17 protein-coding genes are annotated in these 21,144 nt (G+C 71.3%); 9 read left to right on the top strand and 8 right to left on the bottom strand.

The features are described from left to right. Positions 1-115 precede the first annotated feature (115 nt). Positions 116-1,348: a CaiB/BaiF CoA transferase family protein gene (locus tag BBK14_RS24850; protein WP_071065669.1), complete on the bottom strand. Its 1,233-nt coding sequence runs from the start codon at positions 1,346-1,348 to the stop codon at positions 116-118. Between the two features lie 1,035 nt (positions 1,349-2,383). Between BBK14_RS24850 and BBK14_RS24845 the strand changes: the two genes are divergently transcribed. The 7 genes from BBK14_RS24845 to BBK14_RS24815 all read left to right on the top strand — a co-directional run bounded on the left by BBK14_RS24845 (position 2,384) and on the right by BBK14_RS24815 (position 11,833). Then, positions 2,384-3,481 (top strand): cytochrome P450, encoded by a 1,098-nt coding sequence (locus BBK14_RS24845; RefSeq protein ID WP_071065668.1) that lies wholly within the window; start codon positions 2,384-2,386, stop codon positions 3,479-3,481. A gap of 10 nt (positions 3,482-3,491) precedes the next feature. After that, positions 3,492-4,004 (top strand): PaaI family thioesterase, encoded by a 513-nt coding sequence (locus BBK14_RS24840; RefSeq protein ID WP_083391231.1) that lies wholly within the window; start codon positions 3,492-3,494, stop codon positions 4,002-4,004. Further along, positions 3,991-5,145 carry a thiolase family protein gene (locus BBK14_RS24835; RefSeq protein ID WP_071065667.1) on the top strand — a complete coding sequence of 385 codons (1,155 nt, stop codon included), beginning with the start codon at positions 3,991-3,993 and terminating at the stop codon, positions 5,143-5,145. Before BBK14_RS24840 ends, BBK14_RS24835 begins: the two co-directional genes overlap by 14 nt. A gap of 1 nt (position 5,146) precedes the next feature. Continuing rightward, complete coding sequence (locus BBK14_RS24830; protein ID WP_071065666.1) at positions 5,147-5,578, top strand: Zn-ribbon domain-containing OB-fold protein; 432 nt, start codon at positions 5,147-5,149, stop codon at positions 5,576-5,578. Continuing rightward, positions 5,575-8,073, top strand: a complete 2,499-nt coding sequence (locus tag BBK14_RS24825) for a CaiB/BaiF CoA-transferase family protein (protein WP_071065665.1) — start codon at positions 5,575-5,577, stop codon at positions 8,071-8,073. Before BBK14_RS24830 ends, BBK14_RS24825 begins: the two co-directional genes overlap by 4 nt. A gap of 273 nt (positions 8,074-8,346) precedes the next feature. Beyond that, positions 8,347-9,882 (top strand): SMP-30/gluconolactonase/LRE family protein, encoded by a 1,536-nt coding sequence (locus tag BBK14_RS24820; protein ID WP_476739406.1) that lies wholly within the window; start codon positions 8,347-8,349, stop codon positions 9,880-9,882. Between the two features lie 109 nt (positions 9,883-9,991). Beyond that, positions 9,992-11,833: a flavin-containing monooxygenase gene (locus tag BBK14_RS24815; protein ID WP_071065663.1), complete on the top strand. Its 1,842-nt coding sequence runs from the start codon at positions 9,992-9,994 to the stop codon at positions 11,831-11,833. Positions 11,834-11,928: 95 nt separating this feature from the next. On the opposite strand, the gene BBK14_RS24810 is transcribed toward BBK14_RS24815, so the two are convergent. From BBK14_RS24810 to BBK14_RS24800, 3 genes are all read right to left on the bottom strand, one after another. Continuing rightward, the gene (locus BBK14_RS24810; protein ID WP_241831821.1) at positions 11,929-13,065 is read right to left on the bottom strand and encodes an amidohydrolase family protein; all 1,137 of its coding nucleotides are present in this window, start codon (positions 13,063-13,065) and stop codon (positions 11,929-11,931) included. A gap of 723 nt (positions 13,066-13,788) precedes the next feature. Beyond that, positions 13,789-14,154: a CHRD domain-containing protein gene (locus BBK14_RS24805; RefSeq protein ID WP_071065662.1), complete on the bottom strand. Its 366-nt coding sequence runs from the start codon at positions 14,152-14,154 to the stop codon at positions 13,789-13,791. A gap of 17 nt (positions 14,155-14,171) precedes the next feature. After that, entirely contained in the window at positions 14,172-14,492 is a 321-nt protein-coding gene (locus tag BBK14_RS24800; RefSeq protein ID WP_071065661.1) for an alpha/beta fold hydrolase, read from the bottom strand. A 232-nt stretch (positions 14,493-14,724) separates the two neighbouring features. On the opposite strand from BBK14_RS24800, the gene BBK14_RS24795 reads away from it, so the two are divergent. Continuing rightward, entirely contained in the window at positions 14,725-15,495 is a 771-nt protein-coding gene (locus BBK14_RS24795) for a thioesterase II family protein (protein ID WP_071065691.1), read from the top strand. A gap of 46 nt (positions 15,496-15,541) precedes the next feature. Here the strand turns inward: BBK14_RS24795 and BBK14_RS24790 are convergent, their stop codons facing one another. Continuing rightward, positions 15,542-17,728: an NAD-binding protein gene (locus BBK14_RS24790; RefSeq protein WP_420849191.1), complete on the bottom strand. Its 2,187-nt coding sequence runs from the start codon at positions 17,726-17,728 to the stop codon at positions 15,542-15,544. Between the two features lie 129 nt (positions 17,729-17,857). Between BBK14_RS24790 and BBK14_RS24785 the strand changes: the two genes are divergently transcribed. Further along, on the top strand, positions 17,858-18,868 hold the full coding sequence (locus BBK14_RS24785) for an oxygenase MpaB family protein (RefSeq protein WP_241831820.1): 1,011 nt from the start codon (positions 17,858-17,860) through the stop codon (positions 18,866-18,868). A 353-nt stretch (positions 18,869-19,221) separates the two neighbouring features. Here the strand turns inward: BBK14_RS24785 and BBK14_RS24780 are convergent, their stop codons facing one another. The 3 genes from BBK14_RS24780 to BBK14_RS24770 form a co-directional block, all read right to left on the bottom strand. Next, entirely contained in the window at positions 19,222-19,695 is a 474-nt protein-coding gene (locus BBK14_RS24780; RefSeq protein WP_071065660.1) for a hypothetical protein, read from the bottom strand. A 252-nt stretch (positions 19,696-19,947) separates the two neighbouring features. After that, positions 19,948-20,823: a hypothetical protein gene (locus tag BBK14_RS24775; protein ID WP_071065659.1), complete on the bottom strand. Its 876-nt coding sequence runs from the start codon at positions 20,821-20,823 to the stop codon at positions 19,948-19,950. A gap of 131 nt (positions 20,824-20,954) precedes the next feature. Beyond that, the coding region (locus BBK14_RS24770; protein ID WP_198541426.1) for a transposase at positions 20,955-21,144 on the bottom strand (190 nt) is incomplete at its 5' end.

Genomic DNA, 21,144 nt, shown 5'->3' with positions numbered 1-21,144 from the left:
TCTCGGCGGCAGGCGGCGAGTAGTGGGCGAATGCGCGGAGTTCGCCGACCGGGCGCAGGCCGGGGGCCTGGTGCTGATCGGGTGGGTGATACCTCGGACTTTCCCGCGGCCCGGGTCAGGTTGCCACGCCGTCGATCTTCAGCTGGATCATCTCCTCCTCCGACCAACCCAGCTCCTGCAGGATCTCGTCGGTGTGCTCGGCGAAGCGCGGCGCGCGGCCGAGGTCTGCGGGTGTCTCGTCGAACTGGACGGGGTTCGCGACGAGTTCACGGTTCCTGCCCTCGGCGTCGACGAGGGTTCCTATGTTGCCGTTGGCGCGCAGCGAAACGTCCTGGCCGACGCCCCAGGCGTCCTGGACCACGGCCCACTGGCCCTTCATCCCCTCGACGGTTTTGAGCCATTCGGAGTAGGTCAGGGAGGCGATGATCTCGGCCACCAGATCGGCGGCCTCCGCGGCGTTCGCCATGATCTTCTCGGTCGAGTTGAACCGTTCGTCCTCGGCGAGCTCCGGGCGCCCGACGACCGTGCAGAACTCCGGCCAGTACACCCCCGGCTGGAGCATCGACAGCTGAAGCCACCGGTCGTCCGCGGTCCGGAAGGCGCCGATCAGCGGGTTCGTCGGCGCGCCGTGCCGGGGCTCCTCGACGTCCGGCAGCGGTCCGCCGGCCAGCAGGGCCAGGTTCACCGAGAACTGGGTGGTCCATGCTCCGACGCCGAGCAGGGACACGTCCACCACCGAGGGCTCACCGGTCGCCGCGCGCCGGTAGAGGGCCGCGGCGATGCCGCCGGCGATCGTCAGCCCGCCCATCGAATCGCCGTAGGCGCCGGCTGGCATCTTCGTCATCCGCTCGGCTCCGGGTGGGGTGACGCCCGACGCGCTGCCGCCCCGGGCCCAGAACGCGGTGCCGTCGTACCCGCCCTTGTCACGCTCCGGGCCACGCTGGCCGAAACCGCTGCCCCGCACATAGATGATGTTGGGATTGATTGCCCTGATGTCCTCGAGGTCGATCTTCAGTCGGGACCGTGACCTGGGCAGGAAGTTCGTCACGAACACGTCGGCCCGCGCGACGAGCTTCTCCAGAACGACGCGCGCGCCGGGCTTTTCGAGCGCGAGCCCGATGCTGCGTTTGCCGCGGTTGGGGGCCTCCATGATGGGAAAGAACGCGTTTCCGTTGCTGGAGACATCGAGACCCAGCAGCCGGATCAGCCCGCGTTGGGCGTCGCCGTACTCGGCGTGTTCGACCTTGATCACGTCCGCGCCCCAGTCGGCCAGAACCGCTCCGGAGGCGGGGACGAAAGTGTATTGGGCGACCTCCAGCACTCGGACGCCCTCCATCGGTCGAGCCATCTGCGCCGCCTCCCGTCGCGCCACGTCGGTACCGATATATCCCACCGGCCCCTACGGCCTGTCAACCGCGTCTTTGTATTTAGTCGCCGCGCAGGCCCTCATCCGTCCGGACGCTCCATTACTTGTCGCAAAGCAGATTCAGGCCAGCCCGGGCCTGTTTGTTGCTCCGAAAGTGGTCCGTACGCGGAGCTTGTCGGGTGGCGGTGGGCTCCGCCGTTCCAGGCCCCGTTCACCCGCTCGAAGTCCGGCCGGCCGCCAACTGCGAGCGGGGCCGGAGACCCTCGTGCTGCGCGCTCGCCCGACGCCGGTGAGCTCGCGCGCGGTCCTCGGTGAAATCGTCGGAAAGTGCTCCTGACCTGCTGGAACGATTCTGGCTGCGCGGCCAGGGTGAGGTTGCCTGCGGCCTGGTCAACCTTCCATCCGGTCAGCTCCTGTCCGCGGGATCCGCGCCGGGTGTCGAGATGGGAGTAGACACATCGAGATAAGGCTTCTAATCTTGTCAATGTTAGCGTCCGAAGATCGTTTATAATCTGGTCGGCGGCTGCGGCCATCCAGGGGGCGGCCCTCGGCGAGTCGGCAGGCGGTGTCGGAAAGGGCGACTCCGTCTCCGGTCGCAGTGGTGGGCGAGTTCCGGATCGCGCAGAACTGACGGGCGCCGGCGCGGTGTTTGCTGGCGGCTGCGTATTTTCCGTCGGAGTTCGACAAAGAGCAGGCAGCATTCTGGTTCCGTAAGGTGCCGTGCGTCGTGGCTGCGTGCCGGTGAACCACGGCAGGACGCCGGGGTGATTTCCTCGGAACCGTGCCGCCGGTGACAGCTCAGCACGGTGAACTTCCCGGTCCGGGCGTAGTGCACCCGGCCCAATCCTCCCTTGACCCGGATTCCGGTTTCGTGACCGACGACTCGGAGCAGTCGGACGGTCGCCGGCTCCCGCGCGCCGCCGGTGGGTCCTGACCCGGACCCGAACCTGACGATCCGCGAGCCCTGTCCACTTACCTGATCTGTCTGTGTTGCGACGGCGAGAACGGAGGAAAGCCGTGCCCGACGACACCGAGGTCCACCGGTTCCCTTTCGGTCCATCGGCCGGCCTCGAAGTCCATCCCCTGTGGGCGAAGATCCGCCGGGAGGAGCCGGTCGCCCGGGAGGACGTCCCACGGACCACCCCGCGGCCGGCGCAGCCGTCCGCGCTGCTGAGCATGGACCCGCCGGAGCACACCCGGTTACGCCTGCTGATCTCCAGAGCCTTCACCGGCCGTCGCGTCGAGCAGTTACGCCCTCGTGCCCAGGAGATCGTCGAGGCACACCTGGAGCAGATCGAGCGATCGGGGCCGCCCGCCGATCTCGTTCGGGGCTTCGCCCTGCCGCTGCCGGTCACGCTGATCTGCGAGATGCTCGGCGTGCCGCCGGAAGATCAGCACCGGTTCCGTGAGTTCGCCGACTTCATGCTGTCGACGACCGCCTACACCGAGGAACAGGTCGTCGACGCCCGGGCGAGGCTCGCGGGCTACCTCGCCGAGCTGGTGGCCCTCCGCCGGGCGCACCCGACGGACGACCTGCTGGGTGCTCTGGTCGCCGCGCGGGACGACGAGGATCGGCTCAGCGAGGAGGAGCTGATCGACATCGGCATCACCCTGCTGATCGCCGGTCACGAGACCACCGCGAGTGAGCTGTCCAACTTCATCTACGTGCTGCTCACCGAGCCCGGGCACTGGGAGGCGCTGCGTGCGCGGCCCGAGCTGATACCCGGCGCGGTGGAGGAGCTGCTGCGACACGTCCAGCTGTCCACCGGCGGCAACAACCCCCGGGTGGCCACCGAGGACGTCCGGCTGGGCGACGTCACGGTGTCGGCCGGCGAGGCCGTGATCGTGTTCGCGCAGTCCGCGAACCGCGACGAGGCCGTCTTCGATCACCCGGACGAACTGGACTTCACTCGTCACCCCAACCATCACCTGGCCTTCGGGTACGGCACGCACTACTGCCTCGGAGCCCAGCTGGGCCGGATGGAGCTGCAGGTCGCGTTGGCCGCGTTGCTGCGCCGGTTCCCCTCGCTGCGGCTGGGCGTGCCGGTCGAGGAACTGCCATGGAAGTCCGGCCTGCTCGTGCGGGCCCCGGAGTCGCTCCCGGTCGAGTGGTAGGGCGGTCACGTTGACAGAGCAGCCGAACGGCACCGAACCGAACTGGAAACCGGTCGGCGACGACCTGTTCGCCGTCCTGTGTCCCCCCTGCCGGCAGCTCGGGCGCTGCCGGATGGGGATGGAAGAAGAGACGCTGGCCGCGGACGGGTCGGCCCACTACCGCCTGCGCTGCGGCCCGGAGCACGAGGGCGGCCCGGGCGTGGCGCACGGGGGCTGGATCTCGGGCGTGTTCGTCGAGATCGTGGGCCACCTCGCCGTGCAGATGGAGCAGCTCGCGGTGACGGGGGCGCTGAGCGTCACCTACCGCAAGCCGGTGCCGATCAACCGGCCGCTGACCGCGCGGGCCTGGCTCGCCGGGAAGGACGGCGGGAAATGGACCGTCGAGGGCAGCATCCACCTCGCGTCGAGCGGCACTGAGCTCGCGCACGCGACGGCGCTCCTGGTCGAACGCGAGATGAGTCATTACACGCGGGCCCGGGAGTGGCTCGGTCGCGAGGAGGCGGGCTCAGATGGCACTGCGTGACGTCGCGATCGTCGGGCTGCACGCCACCGAACAGGCGCGCCGGCTGCCGCACCGCACCGCGCTCGATCTCGCGCAGGAGGCCGTCTTCGGCGCGATCGCCGACGCCGGCCTGCGGCCCGCGGACGTCGACGGGGTCGCCGCGGACTGGCCCGGCCCCGGCGGGACGGTCGACGAGAGCGCCTCGTGGTCGCGCTCGCTGGGGCGGTCACTCAACTGGGTCGGCGAGGGGATGCTCGACACGGCCGGTGCCCGCGGCGTGATGAAGGCCGCTGCCGCGATCGCCGCGGGCCTGTGCGACGTCGCCGTCGTCGGCGGTGGGTTGTCGGGCAGGTTCGGCGGCCGCGGGCCGGTGGGCGTGGCGGTGGCGGAGGTCGAGTTCGTCGACGTCTGGGGCGCCTACTCCATTCCCCTGTTCGCCCTGGTCGCCCAGGGGTACATCCGCCGGTTCGGGACCACCCCGGAGCAGCTGGCGACCGTCGCCGCCACGATCCGGAACAACGGCTCGTCGAATCCCGAGGCGATGATGTACGGGAAGGGCCCGTACACGGTCGACGACATCCTGGCCTCGCCCCTGGTGGCGACGCCGTTCCACCTGCTCGACGTGTGCATCACCGGTGAGGGCGGCGGAGCCGTCGTGCTCACCTCGCTGGAACGGGCGCGCGATCTGCCCCACCAGCCGGTCGCCGTGCTCGGGGCCGGGATGGAGTTCGCCGGGAACCACGGCATGCCGCCGCTGGACTACCGGACGGTGGGCCGGCTGGGCGCCGCCGCGGCGCAGCGGGCGTTCGGGGCCGCGGGCGTCACAGCGCGGGACGCCGACGTGCTCGCCCTCTACGACCCCAACTCGTTCGAGCTCCTCAGGCAGCTCGAGGTGATCGGGCTGTGCGGCGAGGGGGAGGGCGGGGCGTTCGTCGACGACGGGCACATCGCCCTCGACGGCCGGTACCCGACCAACCCCGAGGGTGGCTGCCTGTCCTACTCCTGGAACGGAACCCAGCACATGACGCTGAAGGTGGCCGAGGCGGTCCGGCAGATCCGCGGCACGGCGGTCCACCAGGTGCCGGGGGCCGAGGTCGCCGTCGTGGCGAACGCCGGGTCCGGCACCCGGCACTACGAGGTCGTCGTCCTGGGGAAGGCCTGAAATGACACGATCGACACCCACGCCCTCCGAGCTCTCCGTCGAGTTCTGGTCCGCCGCAGCGAAGCATCGCCTGCTCGTCCCCTACTGCGGCGGTTGCGGGATCCGGTACTTCCCCCCCGAACGCCTGTGCCCGGGATGCGGCGAGCCCGGCTGGCACTACGTGGAGAGCACCGGGACGGGCCGGGTCGTGGCCCACACGGTCGTGCACCGGGCGCTGTCCCCGGACTTCGCGACCCCGTTCGTCCTCGCCACCGTCGAGGTCGACGGCGAGTGGACGATGCTGACCAACATCGTGGACTGTGATCCGGACCAGGTGGCCGTCGGCCTGCCGGTCCGGGTGCGGTTCCTCGACTGCGAGGGCGGCGCCCTGCCGTGCTTCGCCCCGGAGAGCAGCGCCGGGTCCCCGCCCGACCGGACGGGGCAGCGACCGTGACGGGGCTGTCGGGCGGCGGCGCCGAGCTGCCCTTGGCCGGCGTCCGGGTCGTCGACCTGTGCCGCGGCGGCGCGGAGCTCGCCTCGCGGGTGCTCGGCGACCTCGGCGCCGACGTCGTCCGGGTCGAGCCGGCCGGAACCCTCGACGCTCCTGGTCGGGCGCCCGGTACGGACGTCCGGCACGAGACGCACAACTTCAACAAGCGCGCCCTGGCGCTCGATCTCGCGGCGGCCGGCGGCCGCAAGCGGTTACTGGGCCTGCTCGCGAGGAGCGACATCGTCATCGAGGGGCTCACCGAGTCGCTCCCGGACAGTCTGGGCCTCGACGCGGGTGAGTTCCGGCGCCGGTTTCCCGCGCTCGTCGTCGTCTCCGTCACCGAGTTCGGCCGGTCCGGGCCCTACCGGGACTGGGCCGGCACCGATGCCGTGCACGCCGCGCTCGCCGGCTTCCTCTCCCGCTCGGGGTTGCCCGGCCGGCCACCGCTGCTCCCACCGGCCGCCCTGCCCACGGAGTCCTCGGCGCTGGTCGCGGCGTGGTCGGCGCTGCTCGCCCACCACAACCGGTTGGTCACCGGTGTCGGCGACGACGTGGAGGTGTCGGTCTTCGAGACCACCGTCCAGGTCATCGACCCCGGCTACGGGATGGCGGGTTCCGCGACGAGCGGCATCCCCACCTCCGACGGCCCCCGGGGCCGCCCGGCCGCCGGCCATCTCTATCCGGTGTTCCGCTGCGCGGACGGCTACGTCCGGCTGTGCATCCTCAAGCCCCGGCAGTGGCGGGCCGTGTTCGAGTGGATGGGCCGTCCCGCCCGGTTCGCGGACCCGGAGCTGGCGGACATGTCCCGGCGCTTCGCCGTCGCGGACGTCCTGCATCCCGAGATCGGTCGCCTGCTCGCCAACCGGAAACGCGACGAGGTCGCGGCCGAGCTCCAGCGGCTGGGGATTCCCGCGGCGGCGGTGCTCGACCTCACCGGGGTCCTGCGCGCGGACCACTTCGCCGCCCGCCGCACGTTCACCGGCGTCGCCACGCCGGAGGGGGAGATGCTCGTCCCGGACTGTCTGCTCGGGATCGACGGCCACCGGGCCGGCCTGCGCACACCGGCACCGCGGGCCGGTGAGTCGGCGGCTGAACCGGCGGCTGAACCGGCGGGTGAGCCGCCGGACAGCGGGGCCCCCGGTGATCGTCCGGCGGCGGTGGCGGGACCCGATGCGGCCGGCACCACCGAGCCCCCTGCGCCTCCTGCGCCTCAGGCGCCTCCCGCGTCGCGCCGGCCGCTCGACGGACTCCGGGTGCTCGATCTCGGCGTGATCGTCGTGGGTGGGGAGAGTGGGCGGCTCCTGGCCGACATGGGGGCCGAGGTGATCAAGATCGAGAGCGCGGCGTTCCCCGACGGCTCGCGGCAGTCGCTCACCGTGGAGCCGATCAGCCCCGTCTTCGCCTGGGGCAACCGCAACAAGGCGAGCCTGGGGCTGGACCTGCGCCACCCGCGTGGCCGGGCGCTGTTCCTGGCGCTCGCGCGGCAGTCCGACGTCGTGCTGTCGAACTTCAAGCCGGGGACGATGGAGAAGCTGGGGCTCGGTGTGGCCGAGCTGCACCGGGTCAACCCGCGGCTGGTGGTGGCCGATTCCAGCGCCTTCGGGGCGGACGGCCCGTGGGGCGGCTGGCTCGGCTACGGCCCCCTCGTGCGCGCCGCGACCGGTATCAGCCTGCTGTGGCGGGACGACACCTCAGACGACCCGGACGGTTTCGCCGGTGATCCGGGCGGCTTCGCCGACGCGTCGACGATCTACCCGGACCACGTCGCGGCCCGGGTCGCGGCGATCGGCGTCCTGGCTCTGCTCGTCCGGCGGCGCAGCACCGGCCGTGGCGGGACCGTGAGCGTCGCCCAGGCCGAGGTCATCCTCGGCCAGAATCCCGACCTGTACGCCGCGGCGTCGCTCGGCCGGGCCGAGGGCTCGCAGCGGCACGCGCCGCGGGGCGTGTACCCGTGCGGCGGTGACGACGAGTGGGTCGTCGTCGACGTGCGGGACTCCGCGGACTGGCACCGGCTCGCCGCGGTGATCGGTGGCCCGTCCCTCGCCGCGGACCCGCGGTTCGCGACCACGCAGGACCGCCTCGCACGCTCGGAGGAGATCGACGAGCTGATCGCGGCGTGGACCCGCCTGCGCCCGCCCCGCGTCGCGGCGTCCGAGCTCCAGGCGGCGGGCGTGCCGGCCGGGATGATGCTGCGGCTCACGGAGCTGCTGGACGACGAGCACCTCCGGGCGCGCGGGGCGTTCCGCACCGCGCGGCACCCGCTGATCCCGCGGCCGATGCCCAGCGAGAACACCCCCGCGCACTTCCGGAACATCCCGGACGTCGAGCTGCGCCCCGCGCCGATGCTCGGCGAGCACACCCGCCGGATCGCCCGCGAGCTGCTCGGCCTCGACGAGGGGGAAATCGAGCGCCTGGTCGACGAGGGTGTGCTACAGGAGACGACGCCTTCCACCCATTAGCTTTTCAGCAAACAATGGGTCGTTCTGACCAGGCGCCGCTGTTCTCGAGATGGCTGTTGAGGATGGCGGCCAGCATTGCTATCCTTGTAAAGATATACGGTCATAAACCAGACACATAACCAGTACAGAGGTGGTCCGCGCGCCTGCCATCCGACGGCAGGCGGCGGACACGTCTCGCGGACACCGATGTCCTCAGTACAGGGGGTCTCAACCTTGGCTCAAGGGGCGCGCTACACCAGCCTTGCTCCGACCACCCTTGCGGCGGGTTGGACCTTGGACCGACTTACGCCGACGAGCAGGCTTTTCGGTGCGAACGGGCTGCGCACCGGTCCCGACGGCCGCATATACATAGCCCAGGTGACCGGTAGTCAGATCAGCGCGCTGGACGTCGACACCGGGGCGGTGGAGGCCGTCAGCCCCAAGGGCGGCGACATCGTCGGCCCGGACGACGTCGCCTTCGACTCGGCCGGCAACATCTACGCGACCGAGTACATGGACGACCGGGTGAGCGTCCTCGGCACCGACGGCCGGGTCCGGGTCGTGGGCGAGGACATGCCCGCCGTCAACGGCATCACCGTGTACCAGGACCGCCTGTTCGTGAACGAGTGCCGCCCCGGCGGCCGGCTGATGGAGCTGCCGCTCGGTGGCGGCGCGCCCCGGGTGCTCGCGGACAACCTGGACATGCCGAACGCCATGGAGGTCGGCCCGGACGGCTTTCTCTACTACCCGGCCATGGCCACCAACGACATCTGGCGTATTCACCCCGACGGCGGCGAGCCGCAGCGGGTCGCCGGCGACCTGGGTGTGCCGGACTCGGTGAAGTTCGACGACGCCGGATTCATCGTGTCCACCCAGGTACACACCGGCGAGGTGCTGCGCATCGACCCGCGCTCGGGCGATCGGGAGGTGCTCGCCAAACTCCAGCCCGGCCTCGACAACTGCACCTTTCTCGACGGCCGGCTGTTCGTCTCGAACTTCACCGGAGAGATCACGGAGGTGCTGGGCGGCGGCGAGACCCGGACCACGCTGCCCGGGGGCCTGAACTGGCCGCTGGACCTGACCCTCGACACGGACGGCACCCTTTACATCGCCGACGGCCCGTTCTTCTACGCGCTGAGCCCGGGCGGCTCCCCGCGAACCGTCGGCATGCTGTTCAGCCCCGGCAGTCCCGGCTTCGTCCGCGGGGTGACCACCACCGGGCCTGGCGAATTCATCGTCACCACGGGCAATGGCACGATCGCGCGCTTCCGGCCCGCGGAATTCGTGAGCGAGGTGCTGGCGGAGGGCCTGGACCAGCCCTACGGTGTCGCGATCGCGCTGGACGGCGCGGTGGTGGCGGCCGAGTTCGGCCGCGGCCGGGTGCTGGCTGTCCGAGCCGGCGAGATCGAGGTCCTCGCCACCGGACTGGACAAGCCGGTCGGCGTGACCTTCGGCTCCGACGGGGCCTGCCTGGTGTCCGAGGCCGGGGCCGGGCGGATCGTCTCGGTCGGCGGCCCACGCGCGGAGACCGTCGTCGACGGTCTGGACACGCCGCAGGGCATCCTGGCCCGGGGCGGGCGGTTGCTGATCGTCGACGCCGGCGCCAAGACGCTGCTCGACGTCGACCCGGGCACCGGGGCGCGCACCACGATCGCGCGTGACCTCCCCGTGGGCGCCCCGCCCGGCGTCACCCCCAAGCCGCTGCGCGGGCAGCCGCCGTTCTCGGGGCCGCAGGGCCCGTTCGCCGGTATCGCCGCCGGCCCGGACGGCACCCTGTACGTCTCGGCGGACGCCGAGGGCAGCGTCCTGGCCCTCCGGCCGGAACGCTGAGCAGCCGCGCCGTGGACATACCGACCCGGCCGATCGAAATCCCGCGGAGCCGGCCATGACCGGACCCGCCGTTCCCGACCGTGACCACGAGCAGGACCGAGGATCTCTCATGTACCGATCGCCCCTGGATCACTGTGCGCCGACGATCACCCCCGAGGTCGATCAGGAGGCGCTTCGCGAGAAGTATCTCGCCGAGCGGGACCGGCGGCTGCGCACTGACGGCCAGAAGCAGTACGTCGAGTCCGGTGACGAGTTCGCCGAGTTCTACGAAGCCGATCCGCACACGCCGCTCACGCCCCGCACGCCGATCGACCTTGAGATCGAGGTGGTGATCCTCGGTGGCGGCTTCTCGGGACTGATCGCCGCGGACCGGTTACAGAAGAAGGGGATCTCCGACTTCAAAATCCTGGAACTGGGCGGCGACTTCGGTGGCGTCTGGTACTGGAACCGCTATCCAGGCATCCAGATCGACTCGGACGCCTACTGCTATCTCCCGCTGCTCGAGGAGACCGGCTTCATCCCGAAGGAGAAGTTCTCCCACGGCGACGAGTGCTACGAGCACGCCCAGCGGATCGGGCGCCACCTGGGCGTCTACGACAAGACGCTGTTCCACACCATGGTCCAGTCGCTGGAGTGGGACGAGGAGATCGGGCGCTGGCGGATAGTCACCAACCGCGGTGACGACATCCGGACCAGGTTCATCATCATGTGCCAGGGGCCCTACAACCGGCCGAAACTACCCGGCATCCCCGGCATCACCGATTTCAAGGGGCACACCTTCCACACCGCCCGCTGGGACTTCGACTACACCGGCGGTGACCTGCACGGCGGGCTGGACAAGATCGGCGACAAGCGGATCGCCGTGATCGGTACCGGCTCCAGCGGCGTCCAGGCGATCCCGCACCTGGCGCGCGGCGCGAAGCACCTGACGGTGTTCCAGCGGACGCCGTCCTACGTCTTCGAGCGTTCCAACTACCCGACCGATCCGGAATGGGTGGYGAGCCTGAAGCCCGGGTGGCGGGAGGAGCGCCAGCGCAACTTCCACAACGCGACCTTCGCGTTCTACTCGCCGGGTGAGCCGGACAACATCTGCGACGCCTGGACCGAGGTCGCCCGTAACCTCGCCGCGCACCTCAACTCCACGAACGGCTGGGGCGCGCTGGCCGACCCCGTGAAGTTCATGGAGCTGCACGAGGCCGAGGACTACCGGGTCGCGGAGCGGATCCGGCAGCGGGTCGACCAGGTCGTCGAGGACCCGAAGACCGCGGAGCTCCTGAAGCCGTACTTCCGCATTCTGTGCAAGCGTCCGGTGTTCAACGACGACTACCTGCCGACCTTCAACCTGCCGAACGTCACCCTCGTCGACGTGTCGGACTCCAAGGGCGTCGAGCGGATCACCGAGCGTGGGGTCGTCGCCAACGGTATCGAACACGAGGTTGACTGCATCGTGTTCGCCAGCGGCTTCGAGATCACCGGAGCTCTCGACCGGCAGCTGGACATCAGGCCGCTCGCGGGCCGTGACGGCAGATCGCTCTACGACCACTGGGGCAAGGGCTTCCGCACGCTGCACGGCATCATGGCGCACGGTTTCCCCAACTACTTCGCCACCGGCTTCATCCAGGGCGGGGTCACCGCGTCCACGACCAAGATGTTCGAGCAGCAGGCCGACCACATCGCCTACATCCTCGGGGAGGCGAAGGCCCGCGGGGCGAAGGTCGTGGAGCCCACCGCCGAGGCCGAGGAGGGCTGGGTCCGGACCATCCGCGACAACAAGATCGACAACACCAGGTTCGTCACCGAGTGCACCCCCGGCTACTACAACAGCGAGGGCGAGTCGAACGCCCGGTGGTTCCTCGGGGAGCCCTACGGGCCCGGCTTCTACGCGTTCGAGGAGCTGTTGCAGGAGTGGCGCGACGCCGGTGACCTGGCCGGACTGGTCCTGAGCGACTGAGGCGCGGACGGCGGGCGTCCACGACGAGGGAGTCGTGGACGCCCGCCGTCCGACCATGCGGGCGAGTGCCGGCCGCGGCCCGATGCGGCGTTCCCTCAGCCCAGTCGCTGTGCCAGGGCGGGGAACAGGCGCAGGGCGTTGCCGCGGGCGATCGCCGCGCGCGCCGGGGCGTCCAGCGCCGGGTCGGCGCGTAGGGCCGCGAGGCTCTCGCCGACGGTCGCCGCGGGGATGGCGTTGTAGTCGGAGCCGTAGAGGATCCTCCCGGCGCCGGCGGCCGCGAGCAGGCTGGGCGTGGCGTACGGGGACATCGGCCCAGCGGTGTCGTACCAGAACCGCCGCACCGCGGCCCTGATCGCTCCCGGGTCCGCGCCGTAGCCGAGGCCGCGGCCCAGCGCCAGGCGGCCCGCCAGGTACGGGAAGGCGCCGCCGCCGTGCGCGAGGATCCATTGGATCCGCGGGAAACGGTCGAGAGCACCGGACACGGTGAGTTGCACGGCAGCGCGGGTGGTGTCCGCCATGAAGTCCACGACGAAGGACGGCACCGCGATCGGGGACGCGCCGGGCAGGTCGAACGGATGCACCAGGACAACCGCGTCCCGGTCGTTCAGGGCCGCCATGACCGGATCCAGGGCCGGGTCACCGAGGTATTGGGTGCCGGCGTGCGCGGTGAGCAGCACCCCGTCGGGCGCCTGGCCGCCGTACACCCGCTCGATCTCGGCCACGGCGTCGTTCGGCTCGAGGTACGGGACGCTGGCCAGCCAGCCGAAGCGGGACGGCTGCTCGCGGGCGAGCGTGCCCAGGCTGTCGTTCGCGATGGTCGCCAGCTCCGCGGCCTGCGAGGGCACTGGGGTGAACGCGGTCGGCACCGGCGCGGACAGGACGGCGAGCTGGATGCCGTGCTGGTCCATGGTGGCGAGGGTGGTGCCGAGATCCCACCGCGCGAACAGCGGGCCCCCCGCCGGTGGGAGCATGCCGTGCTCCACCAGCCAGGACCGGACGGGTGCCGGCATGGCGTGGTGGTGCACGTCGACGCGCGGCGGCAGGTCCCCAGCGGGCTGGCCGGGCCCTCCCGGACGCACCGCGGCCGCGGCCACGCCGCTCGTCAGGACCGCCGCGGGGACGGCACCGGTCGCGGCCAGGAACAGCCCGCGACGAGAGGGAACGCGACCCGGGCCCGCGGATTCGGGTAGGGGAACAACGTCGGGTACGGGAAGTACGGGGTGGTCGAGCATTGCTGGTGCCGTCCTCTCCGGGACGCCTGTCTGAAGGCAGGCGTGTCCAGCGCCCTGGGTCGGCTTTTGTGGAATCGCCGCCGGTCGCCGCCGAAAATCTCCGGCGGCGAAGGAGAACGGAATCACAGAAGCATGGTCACGGGCGCGGGAAAAAATCACGCCAGGTATCGGTAACCGGCCGCGGATCGCTGGGAGACTCCTGGGTGGCGTCTTCGATGGCCTGGTCGGCACCCGTACCCATGTGAACCCCCGACATGGAAATAAACGAAGCGCCCGGCGCACACGACTACCGCGGGCCTCGAGATGGACGACGGCATGCAACCTTAGCCGATCACCGTAAAGAGATGATAGGTCGGCCATCCGTGTTGGGGAAGGGTTGTGTGTTGACTCTCTGGGTTCCTTGTGCTTTCAGGGTGGCCGCGGCGAAACACGATGGTGAGCGGCCCCCGCCATTTGGCGGCCCTTTGACGGCGCAAAGGACGTCGGCCGCGGTCCGGCCACGACGCGTCGGACAGCTCGTTGAGCTCCACGTCCGTCAGATCAGGACGCACCACCAGTACCGCGCCAGCCTGGGAAACAGTCATCCAGCGCCATGCGGGGCAGCCTGGCCACGCGGGCCGAGCGTCGTGGGCCACGTGGCTCGTCGGGGACCCGCCGCGCCGTTCCTCCGACCAGCAGGAGACGAGCCTGATCGCACCATCGAGATCCTCGCCGGTCGGAAAGTCAGATCGGCCAGTCGAGTTGTGAGTCGGGGATGCCGTGAGCACGGCCGTGTTCCTGGGCCTCGGCGCGTCCCTGCGGGTCCCCCCGTCGGTAGCGTATGACTCGGCCGGGGAACACGATGAAGCTGTCCTGAGCGGTGTGTAGGTCCACGTACCATCCAGGCGTATCCAGGGCGTCGCTCAGTTGAGTGGCCAGTGCCTCGGCTTCGGTGTCGGCGACGTCGAAGAAGACCAGCGTCCAGACAGGTGGCTGCTCGGCGGTGGCATTTCCCGGTGCCGACCGTTGGAGTTTCCGGACGACGAGCGACAGGTCGTCCAGGACGGTCCCGACGCGCAGGCTCTCCGCGATCAGTACTCCGGCGGCCACTGGTGTGCTCCCTTGGGTCAGGTCCGGCTGACGGGTATCGAGGCTGTGGAGAGGAAGGTCCTGGCGGGTGGGACGGAAAGATCGCTACGGACGAATGCGTCGAAGTGGCCGCAGCCCGGCAGCTCAACGACGACGGCTCTGGCCAGTCGATCGGCTGTCCGCATCCAGTCGGGCAGCGCTCCCTGCCGTTCGAGGTGGTCGATGAACGGTGCGACGCCACGGGTGCGGAAGAGCTCGGCTTCGCGGTCCTTGAAGAAGCCGTGCAGAAGTACCAGCGGCTTCCCCTGCCCAAGGATCTCGTAGCCGATACGGACCCCGTCAGAGCTCTCGACCGGCATGCGGGGATCTTCCTCGGAGCCTGCTCGAACCGCAAAGCTATTAGGCGCGTTCGTCGGCGTACCCGGTGCCGTGGCGGCGGCCCCGGGAGTCCAGTGCGGACCGGCGTGCGAACGATGCTCGACCGGGACGTCGACGGGCCGGTGGCCGGGGAGCGGGCGGGCATGGTCTGATGGTGGTGGTGGGTCCGGACACGGACCGCTCTGTTCCCGTCCTTGTCCCGGCCTGACGGTGGTGACCTTGACCAGCGACATCGACCGCTGGCTGCGGCGGTTCCACCGCGGCAGCGAGACGGGCCCCCGGCTCGTGTGCTTCCCGCACGCCGGCGGCGCGTCCACCTTCTTTCACCCGCTGTCCGCGGCGCTGGCGGAGGTCGCCGAGGTCTGCGCCGTGCAGTACCCGGGCCGGCAGGACCGGCTGGCCGAGGCCCCGCACACCAGCATCGACGCGCTCGCCGACGAGATCGCGGCGGCGCTGGGCCCGCTGACCGACCGCCCGCTTGCCCTGTTCGGGCACAGTATGGGCTCGATCGTCGCGTTCGAGGTGACCCGCCGGCTGGAGGCCACGCCGGGGGCACCTGTTCCGTCGATCGTGTTCCCGTCCGGCCGTCCCGCCCCGTCCAGGAGCCGACCCGGCACCGTCCACCACGGTGATGACGCGTCCGTCCTGGAGTCGATCGCGAAGCTGGGCGGCACCGACCGGCGGATCATCGCGGACCCGGAGCTGGTCGACCTGATCCTGCCCGCGACGCGGGCCGACTACCAGGCCATCGAGACCTACCGTTGCGCGCCCGGTGTCACGGTGGCCGCGGAGCTGCGGGTGACGATCGGTGACAGCGACGCGGCCGTGACCGAGGCGGAGGCGGCGGCCTGGGCCGAGCACACGACAGGCGCGTTCGACCTGGCTGTGCTGCCCGGCGGGCACTTCTACCTCTCGACGCAGGTCGAGGCGGTGGCCGACCGTGTCCGCACCGGCCTGCTCGGCGCCGGCATCCCCCTGGCCTGAACAGCCGCTCCTGACCAGCAGCCGCCCGCGGTGCCGGCTGGCGGCGTCAGCTCTGTGACGACGTGTGCCGGGTCAGCTGGTTGCGCCGGACCATGTCCACGATCTGGGTGACGGGGCCGACCACGAGCAGTTCGTCCCCGGGCCGCAGCTTTGTGTGCCGGCCGGGTCGGTAGTCCGGGGAGCTCGCGCCCGAGCCGTGGGCCATGCCGTCCTCGGTGTTGCCCCGGGAGTCGTCGTCGGGCCCGATACGGGGGCCGCTGTGGGGGTCGTCGTGCCTGGTCACGGCTAGGACCCGGGTTCCGGTCGCGAGCTCGCCGAGGGTGGGCCCGGCCAGCCCGCCTCCGGGGCGCACCGTCATCCGCGCGACCAGGAACGGCGTCCGCTCCACGTAGAAGGCGCTGATCACCTCGTGGCCGAGCGCGGCGGCGACGAAGTACGGCGTCGCCAGCGTGGACGCGCTGCGGGCGGTGTGGATCCCGAAGCGGCGCTCGAACTCGTCCGCCATGGTGGCGTCGAAGACCCGCAGGACGACGCGCAGCGCCGCTTCGGGGCTCCTGTCGGCGGGTCGGGCGGGGTCGTGGCGTGCGCCGTGGTGGGCCCGGCCGCCGGCGCGTTGGGTGGCGGTCCGCGCGGCCCACCGGGCGGCGTGGGCCCGGCGCAGCTCCGCGTGCGTCTCGCGGGCCGACAGGATGGTCTCCAGGTTGGCCAGGCCGTCGCTGGTCACCGCCGCGATCGTGGTCGCGTGTGCGAGCCCGGCCTCCAACAGCGTCGCGCGTACCGTCGCGTCGCCGATCACCACGGGGACGCCGCGCTCACGGGCCACCGGCAGGAACCGGTTGTTCTCGTCCCGTTCGATGACCACGATCCGCCGGCCGGCCCGCAGCAGGCCCTCCATCGTCGCCACGCCCACCGAGCCGAGCCCGCAGAGGATCACATGCCCGCGGACGGCGTTCGCTCGGCCGCGCCCAAGCGCCCGTTCCAGCCGGCGGCTGATGATGACGTTGGTGATGAACGCGTAGACGACGGCGATGGACAGGGCGCCGAGCAGCATCAGGCCGATGCCGAAGGCCTGCAGCCAGCTGTCCGCGGCGCCGAAGTTGTAGTCGCCGTAGCCGACCGTGACCATGGTCTCGACCGTCAGGTACAGCGCGTCGAGCGTGTCGAAGTCCGCGGGCGCCCCGGGGTTGTTGTCCTCGTAGGTCAACGTCAGCACGACAGTGCTGATCACCATGAGGGCCCCGACGACCGCCAGGGCCCGGCGGAACGGCCGGTCGAGCTCGCCGCGCACCGTCGCCAGCAGCGTCCGCATCCGGGCGGCCCGCGTCGTGTTCCGGGCCGGCGCGTGCCGTGCGCGGCCGGGGGCGTCCGGCGCCCCCGCACGGCCATCCCTGCCACCGCGGCCGTCTCTGTCACCGAGTCCACCGCGGTCGCGGTCATCGCCTCCGGCGCCCCCGCCGCCGTGGCCGCGGCTGTTGTCGCCGGCGTCCTCCCTGGCGCCGGCGGCCAGGGAGGCGAAGACGCGGGCGTCGTGCACCTCGTCGACCGCCATCCCGCGTGCGCGGAGCTCGCCGAGACGGCCCAGCACGGTGAGACGGTCACCGGGGGCCAGCGGGACGTCCCGCGGCGGGCACACCTCGGCCAGCCGCTCGCCCGCCCGGCGCAGCGAGATGGGTGTCAGGTCGCCGTAGAGCGCCCGGAACGGCGCCCGGCCGGTGACCGGCTCGTCGACGACGGCGAAGATCTCCCTGTCCCCGGCTGGTTCGTCCAAAGGAAAGGCGTGGATCACGGCGGAGCGGACGCACGCCTCGACGAAGCCCGGCCCCGCCAGCTCACCGACGCTGCGTACCCGGACCTGGGTGAGCGCGTCCCGGAGCTGGTCGCCGAGCTGGCGGTTGCCGATGCCGGCGATGATCCGGATCCGCGGCGCGGCGTTGACCGCCACCAGCGCGATCTGCAGGTTCTCCAGGTCGGTCTCGTGGCAGGCCACCACAKCCAGCGCGGTGTCGAGGCCGGCCTCGCGCAGGGACTCCGGCGTCCGGACGCTCTCCCGGATCAGGGTGACGCCCCACCGCTCGAGCCGGCGGCGCAGGCCCGGCGCGTCGCGCTCGTCGACCACCACGGCGCGCACCCCGGCCGCGTCAAGCTGCTCGACGATGCTCAGGCCCAGGTCGTTCAGGCCACACACGATCACGTGGCCGGCGATCGTCGCAGGTCCGGCAACCTCCATGGCCATCACTGAACCATGCGGGAAGGCGGCACCCGGCACCCGGCACGTCCCCGGGCCGTCCCCGGGCCGTCCCCGGGCCGGAGGCCGATTCCGGCCGGTTGGTCCGTCCGCGGTTGCCCGGCGCATGATGGAACGGTGACGCTGCCCAGGATCCGGATCGACGCGGAAGCCCTGCGCACCCGTCTCGCCGGGGAGGTGTTCTCCCGGGTGGCGGGCACGAGCGGGCCGCAGCGGCGGGAGCAGATCTTCGAGGCCCCCGGCGAGCGTTGGTTCGGCGAGGACCGGCCCATCCGCCGGGTGCACGCCGACGCGGCCATGTTCGTCGGCGGCCTGCGCGCCCTGCTCTTCCAGTCGCTGCACCCGCTCGCGATGGCCGGGGTCGCCGAGCACTCGGACTACCGAGAGGACCCGTGGGGCCGTCTCCAGCGGACGAGTTTCTTCCTGGCGGTGACGACGTTCGGCCCGGTGAGTGAGGCGGAGCGGGCGGTGGACCGGGTGCGCGGGGTGCACCGGCGGGTCCGGGGCGTCGCCGCGGACGGCCGGCCCTACTCGGCGGGCGACCCGCACCTGCTGCGATGGGTTCACCTCGCCGAGATCGACAGCTTCCTGGCCGCCCACCAACGCTACGGGGCGGCGCCGCTGAGCCCGTCCGAATGCGACGACTACATCGCCGACGCCAGCCTGATCGCCAGCCGGCTCGGTGTGCCCGACCCGCCGCGGACCCGGCCCGAGCTCGCCGACCAGCTCGCCGCCTTCCGGCCCGAGCTGCGGGGGACGCCGCAGGCCCGCGGCGCGGCCCGCTACCTGTTGCTGCGGGCCCCGCTGCCCCTCGCCGCCCGGGTTCCCTACAGCGCGCTCGCCGCCGCGGCCGTCGGGCTGATGCCCGCCTGGACCCGCTGGCCGCTGCGCCTGCCCTACCTCCCGGCGACCGAAGCCACCTGGGGACGGATCGCCGGGCACGGCGTGGTCTCGAGTATCCGCTGGGCCACGGCCCCCCGGGCCAGTGCCTCGGACCGGGCCACCGACCCGGCCGCCGTGCCCGCGGCCGACCCGGCCGACGCGCCGGAGGGAGCAGGCGCGCCCCCCTCACTGACGCGCCTGCCCACCCGGCCGGCGGCCGGCGCCCACGCGCCTGGCCGGGCGTGAACCCACCCGCGGCTCGGCACGTATCGCCTCGGGCCCGCCACGTCTCGACGCGGCCGGCACCCGCCGTTCGGCGCCCGCTGACCCACCGTGCGGGACCGCGGACGCCGTCGTGAGAAGTACGCGGCCAGCCGCCGGTACCCGCGTCGCGAAACAGCCCCCCGCCGCTACGCGGCTGGCGCCAGCGCGTTCCAGCCCGCGGCGAGGCTTTCCAGGACGTGGCCGCCGGTCGCCGGCAGCAGGGTTCTCGGCGGAGCCGGCTGCAGGCCCAGGCCGGGAGTGAACAGGGCGCCCTCGGTCGCGGGGCCCCGCCGGAACGCCTGGGTGACCAGCCTGTCCTGCGCCTCGGGTGACCCTCAGGGCATCTCCATCGTCTGCGCCTGGCGGAGCTCGTCGAAGACGCGGGCCAGCTCGGCGTCGAGTGGGACGCCGAGCCGCTGGACCAGGTGGCTGACCACCGCCGCGCAGGCGATCGGAAGCACCTCGGGGTCGAGCGGTGGCGCGTCCGCCTCGTGCACCGACAGCACGCCGGTGAGCACGACGGCGACCGGGTAGGCGTCCAGCTCCGGCAGCCAGGCCGCCGCCGAGCGCAGGACGTCCCCCAGCAGCGCGCGCAGGTCGGCCGCATCGAGACCGTCGGGGAACGCCTGCTCGATCAGCCCCAGGGTCAGCCCGTGCAGGACGTCCCGGACCTGCAGCTCGTCGATGGCCCGCAGCCGGGTGCGTGCCTCACGCAGCGCGTCCGGATCCCGTGCGGCGACGGCCGCGACGGCTGCGGTCACCTCACGGCTGATCGCGCGACCGGAGGGGGGGAGCCCGGCCGGGGTCATGCGCCCTCGGCGGGGGGATGGCTGGGCGGCGCCGTGACTCGCATGCCGCCATGGTGGCCCACCATCCCGCCGGTCGGGTGCGGGGGCGGTCACCATGTTCGGGCCGAACGGGCCGAACGGGCCGAACTCCGAGATTCAGCCGCGACGAGCCGACCACGCCACCAGCGGCCCCGGGCAGGTGGATCAGGTTCCGCCTTCGCCTCCAAGCAACCGGCACGCACTACCGTCCTTGGACATCGAATCTCCTCCGTCCTAGTTTGCCCCGATTACCGGTGTCCGGGCGATAACCCACTCGTAGCGCCTTCCCTGTGGACTGGGGTCGTGCCAGTCCACCACCCACTCGCCGGTGCTTGAACGCGTTGGACCGGAAGTCGTTCCGTACCCGTTCCGCTCGCTCACCCGAGGTTTGAACGTGGAATCCACGAACACGAAGGTGATCCGGAAGTCGACCATGGGGGATCTGCCGTCGGACGGCATCGTGTCGTGCCGGACGAGACGGTCGTGGCCAGTCTCGCGAAGCTCCCGCCACAGGCCGCGTGGACGGTACTGGAACCGCCATACGGTGGGCTTAGTCAACGTCGGAGTGAAGATCAACCATATCTGCAGGTACTCCCGGTTCCGCATCGGTCGAGGTCGGACAAGCACCGGGCCGTCGTCGCTCTCGTCCACGGTGCAGGTGAACTCGATGTCGCGGAGGTGGCCGGGCCGCCGCCAGTGGTAGGGCATGATCGGTCTGATGATCCGGTTCACGACCTGTGGGTTCGGTCTGACCTGCACCTCCTCCTGGACGCGGTCAGCCTCATCCGAGCAGCCAATTATGATCTTGACCTGGACGGACTCCTCGTTGGGTGCCGACTGTCGGGTGACCACGTCCTCGACATCCCGGATGAGCTGCTCCGCCGAGACGAGGTCGTTCTCGCGTGAGAGCCGGTAGTAGGTACCGAGCAGGTAGATCATGTAGATGGCGGCGATGCCGGCCACAACCCGAAGAACGACCTGCGCCGTGCCTGCGGTCCAGCCGCCCAGCGCGCTCGCGCCCGTCCCGACCGTGAAAAGGAAGACGACGGCGTCCTGGAACCGGGCCCATGAGCCTCTCCGATCGTCCCTGCTGCTGAAACTCCTGCTCACGGGAGCCGTAGGCGGTCGCTGGGGGATAGCGTTTCCCGGCCGGGTTTACTGACGGTAGTTGTTCTTGCGCAATGGGAGTTTTCTGGGCAGTATTGACAGGTACCGCACGGCTGGAAACCGGGTCTTCGAAGTTAAGCGGGGTTGAGACATCCGCGGGCTCGGCGGGTGGTTGCGCAGCGTGTCCGTAGCTGCTGGTTGGTTGGGGTGCGGTATCCGAAGGCGTTGCGGGCGTCGAGCTTGACGATCCGGTTGTGGCCCTCGCTGCCTGCGTTGGTGAGCCCGGTGCGCAGGAATGCCTCGATGCACGGCCACCAGGTGCTG

The organism is Parafrankia soli, from assembly GCF_001854695.1.
Taxonomy (GTDB): domain Bacteria; phylum Actinomycetota; class Actinomycetes; order Frankiales; family Frankiaceae; genus Parafrankia; species Parafrankia soli.
The sequence above is the reverse complement of the archived record's forward strand: the minus strand, read 5'-3'. Positions and strand labels throughout refer to the sequence as shown.

Bases quoted from the DNA above. Each gene is read 5' to 3' on its own strand.
- BBK14_RS24850 (WP_071065669.1), bottom strand. From the start codon at position 1,348: ATGGCTCGACCGATGGAGGGCGTCCGAGTGCTGGAGGTCGCCCAATAC.
- BBK14_RS24835 (WP_071065667.1), top strand. From the start codon at position 3,991: ATGGCACTGCGTGACGTCGCGATCGTCGGGCTGCACGCCACCGAACAG.
- BBK14_RS24830 (WP_071065666.1), top strand. From the start codon at position 5,147: ATGACACGATCGACACCCACGCCCTCCGAGCTCTCCGTCGAGTTCTGG.
- BBK14_RS24810 (WP_241831821.1), bottom strand. From the start codon at position 13,065: ATGCTCGACCACCCCGTACTTCCCGTACCCGACGTTGTTCCCCTACCC.
- BBK14_RS24800 (WP_071065661.1), bottom strand. From the start codon at position 14,492: ATGCCGGTCGAGAGCTCTGACGGGGTCCGTATCGGCTACGAGATCCTT.
- BBK14_RS24780 (WP_071065660.1), bottom strand. From the start codon at position 19,695: ATGACCCCGGCCGGGCTCCCCCCCTCCGGTCGCGCGATCAGCCGTGAG.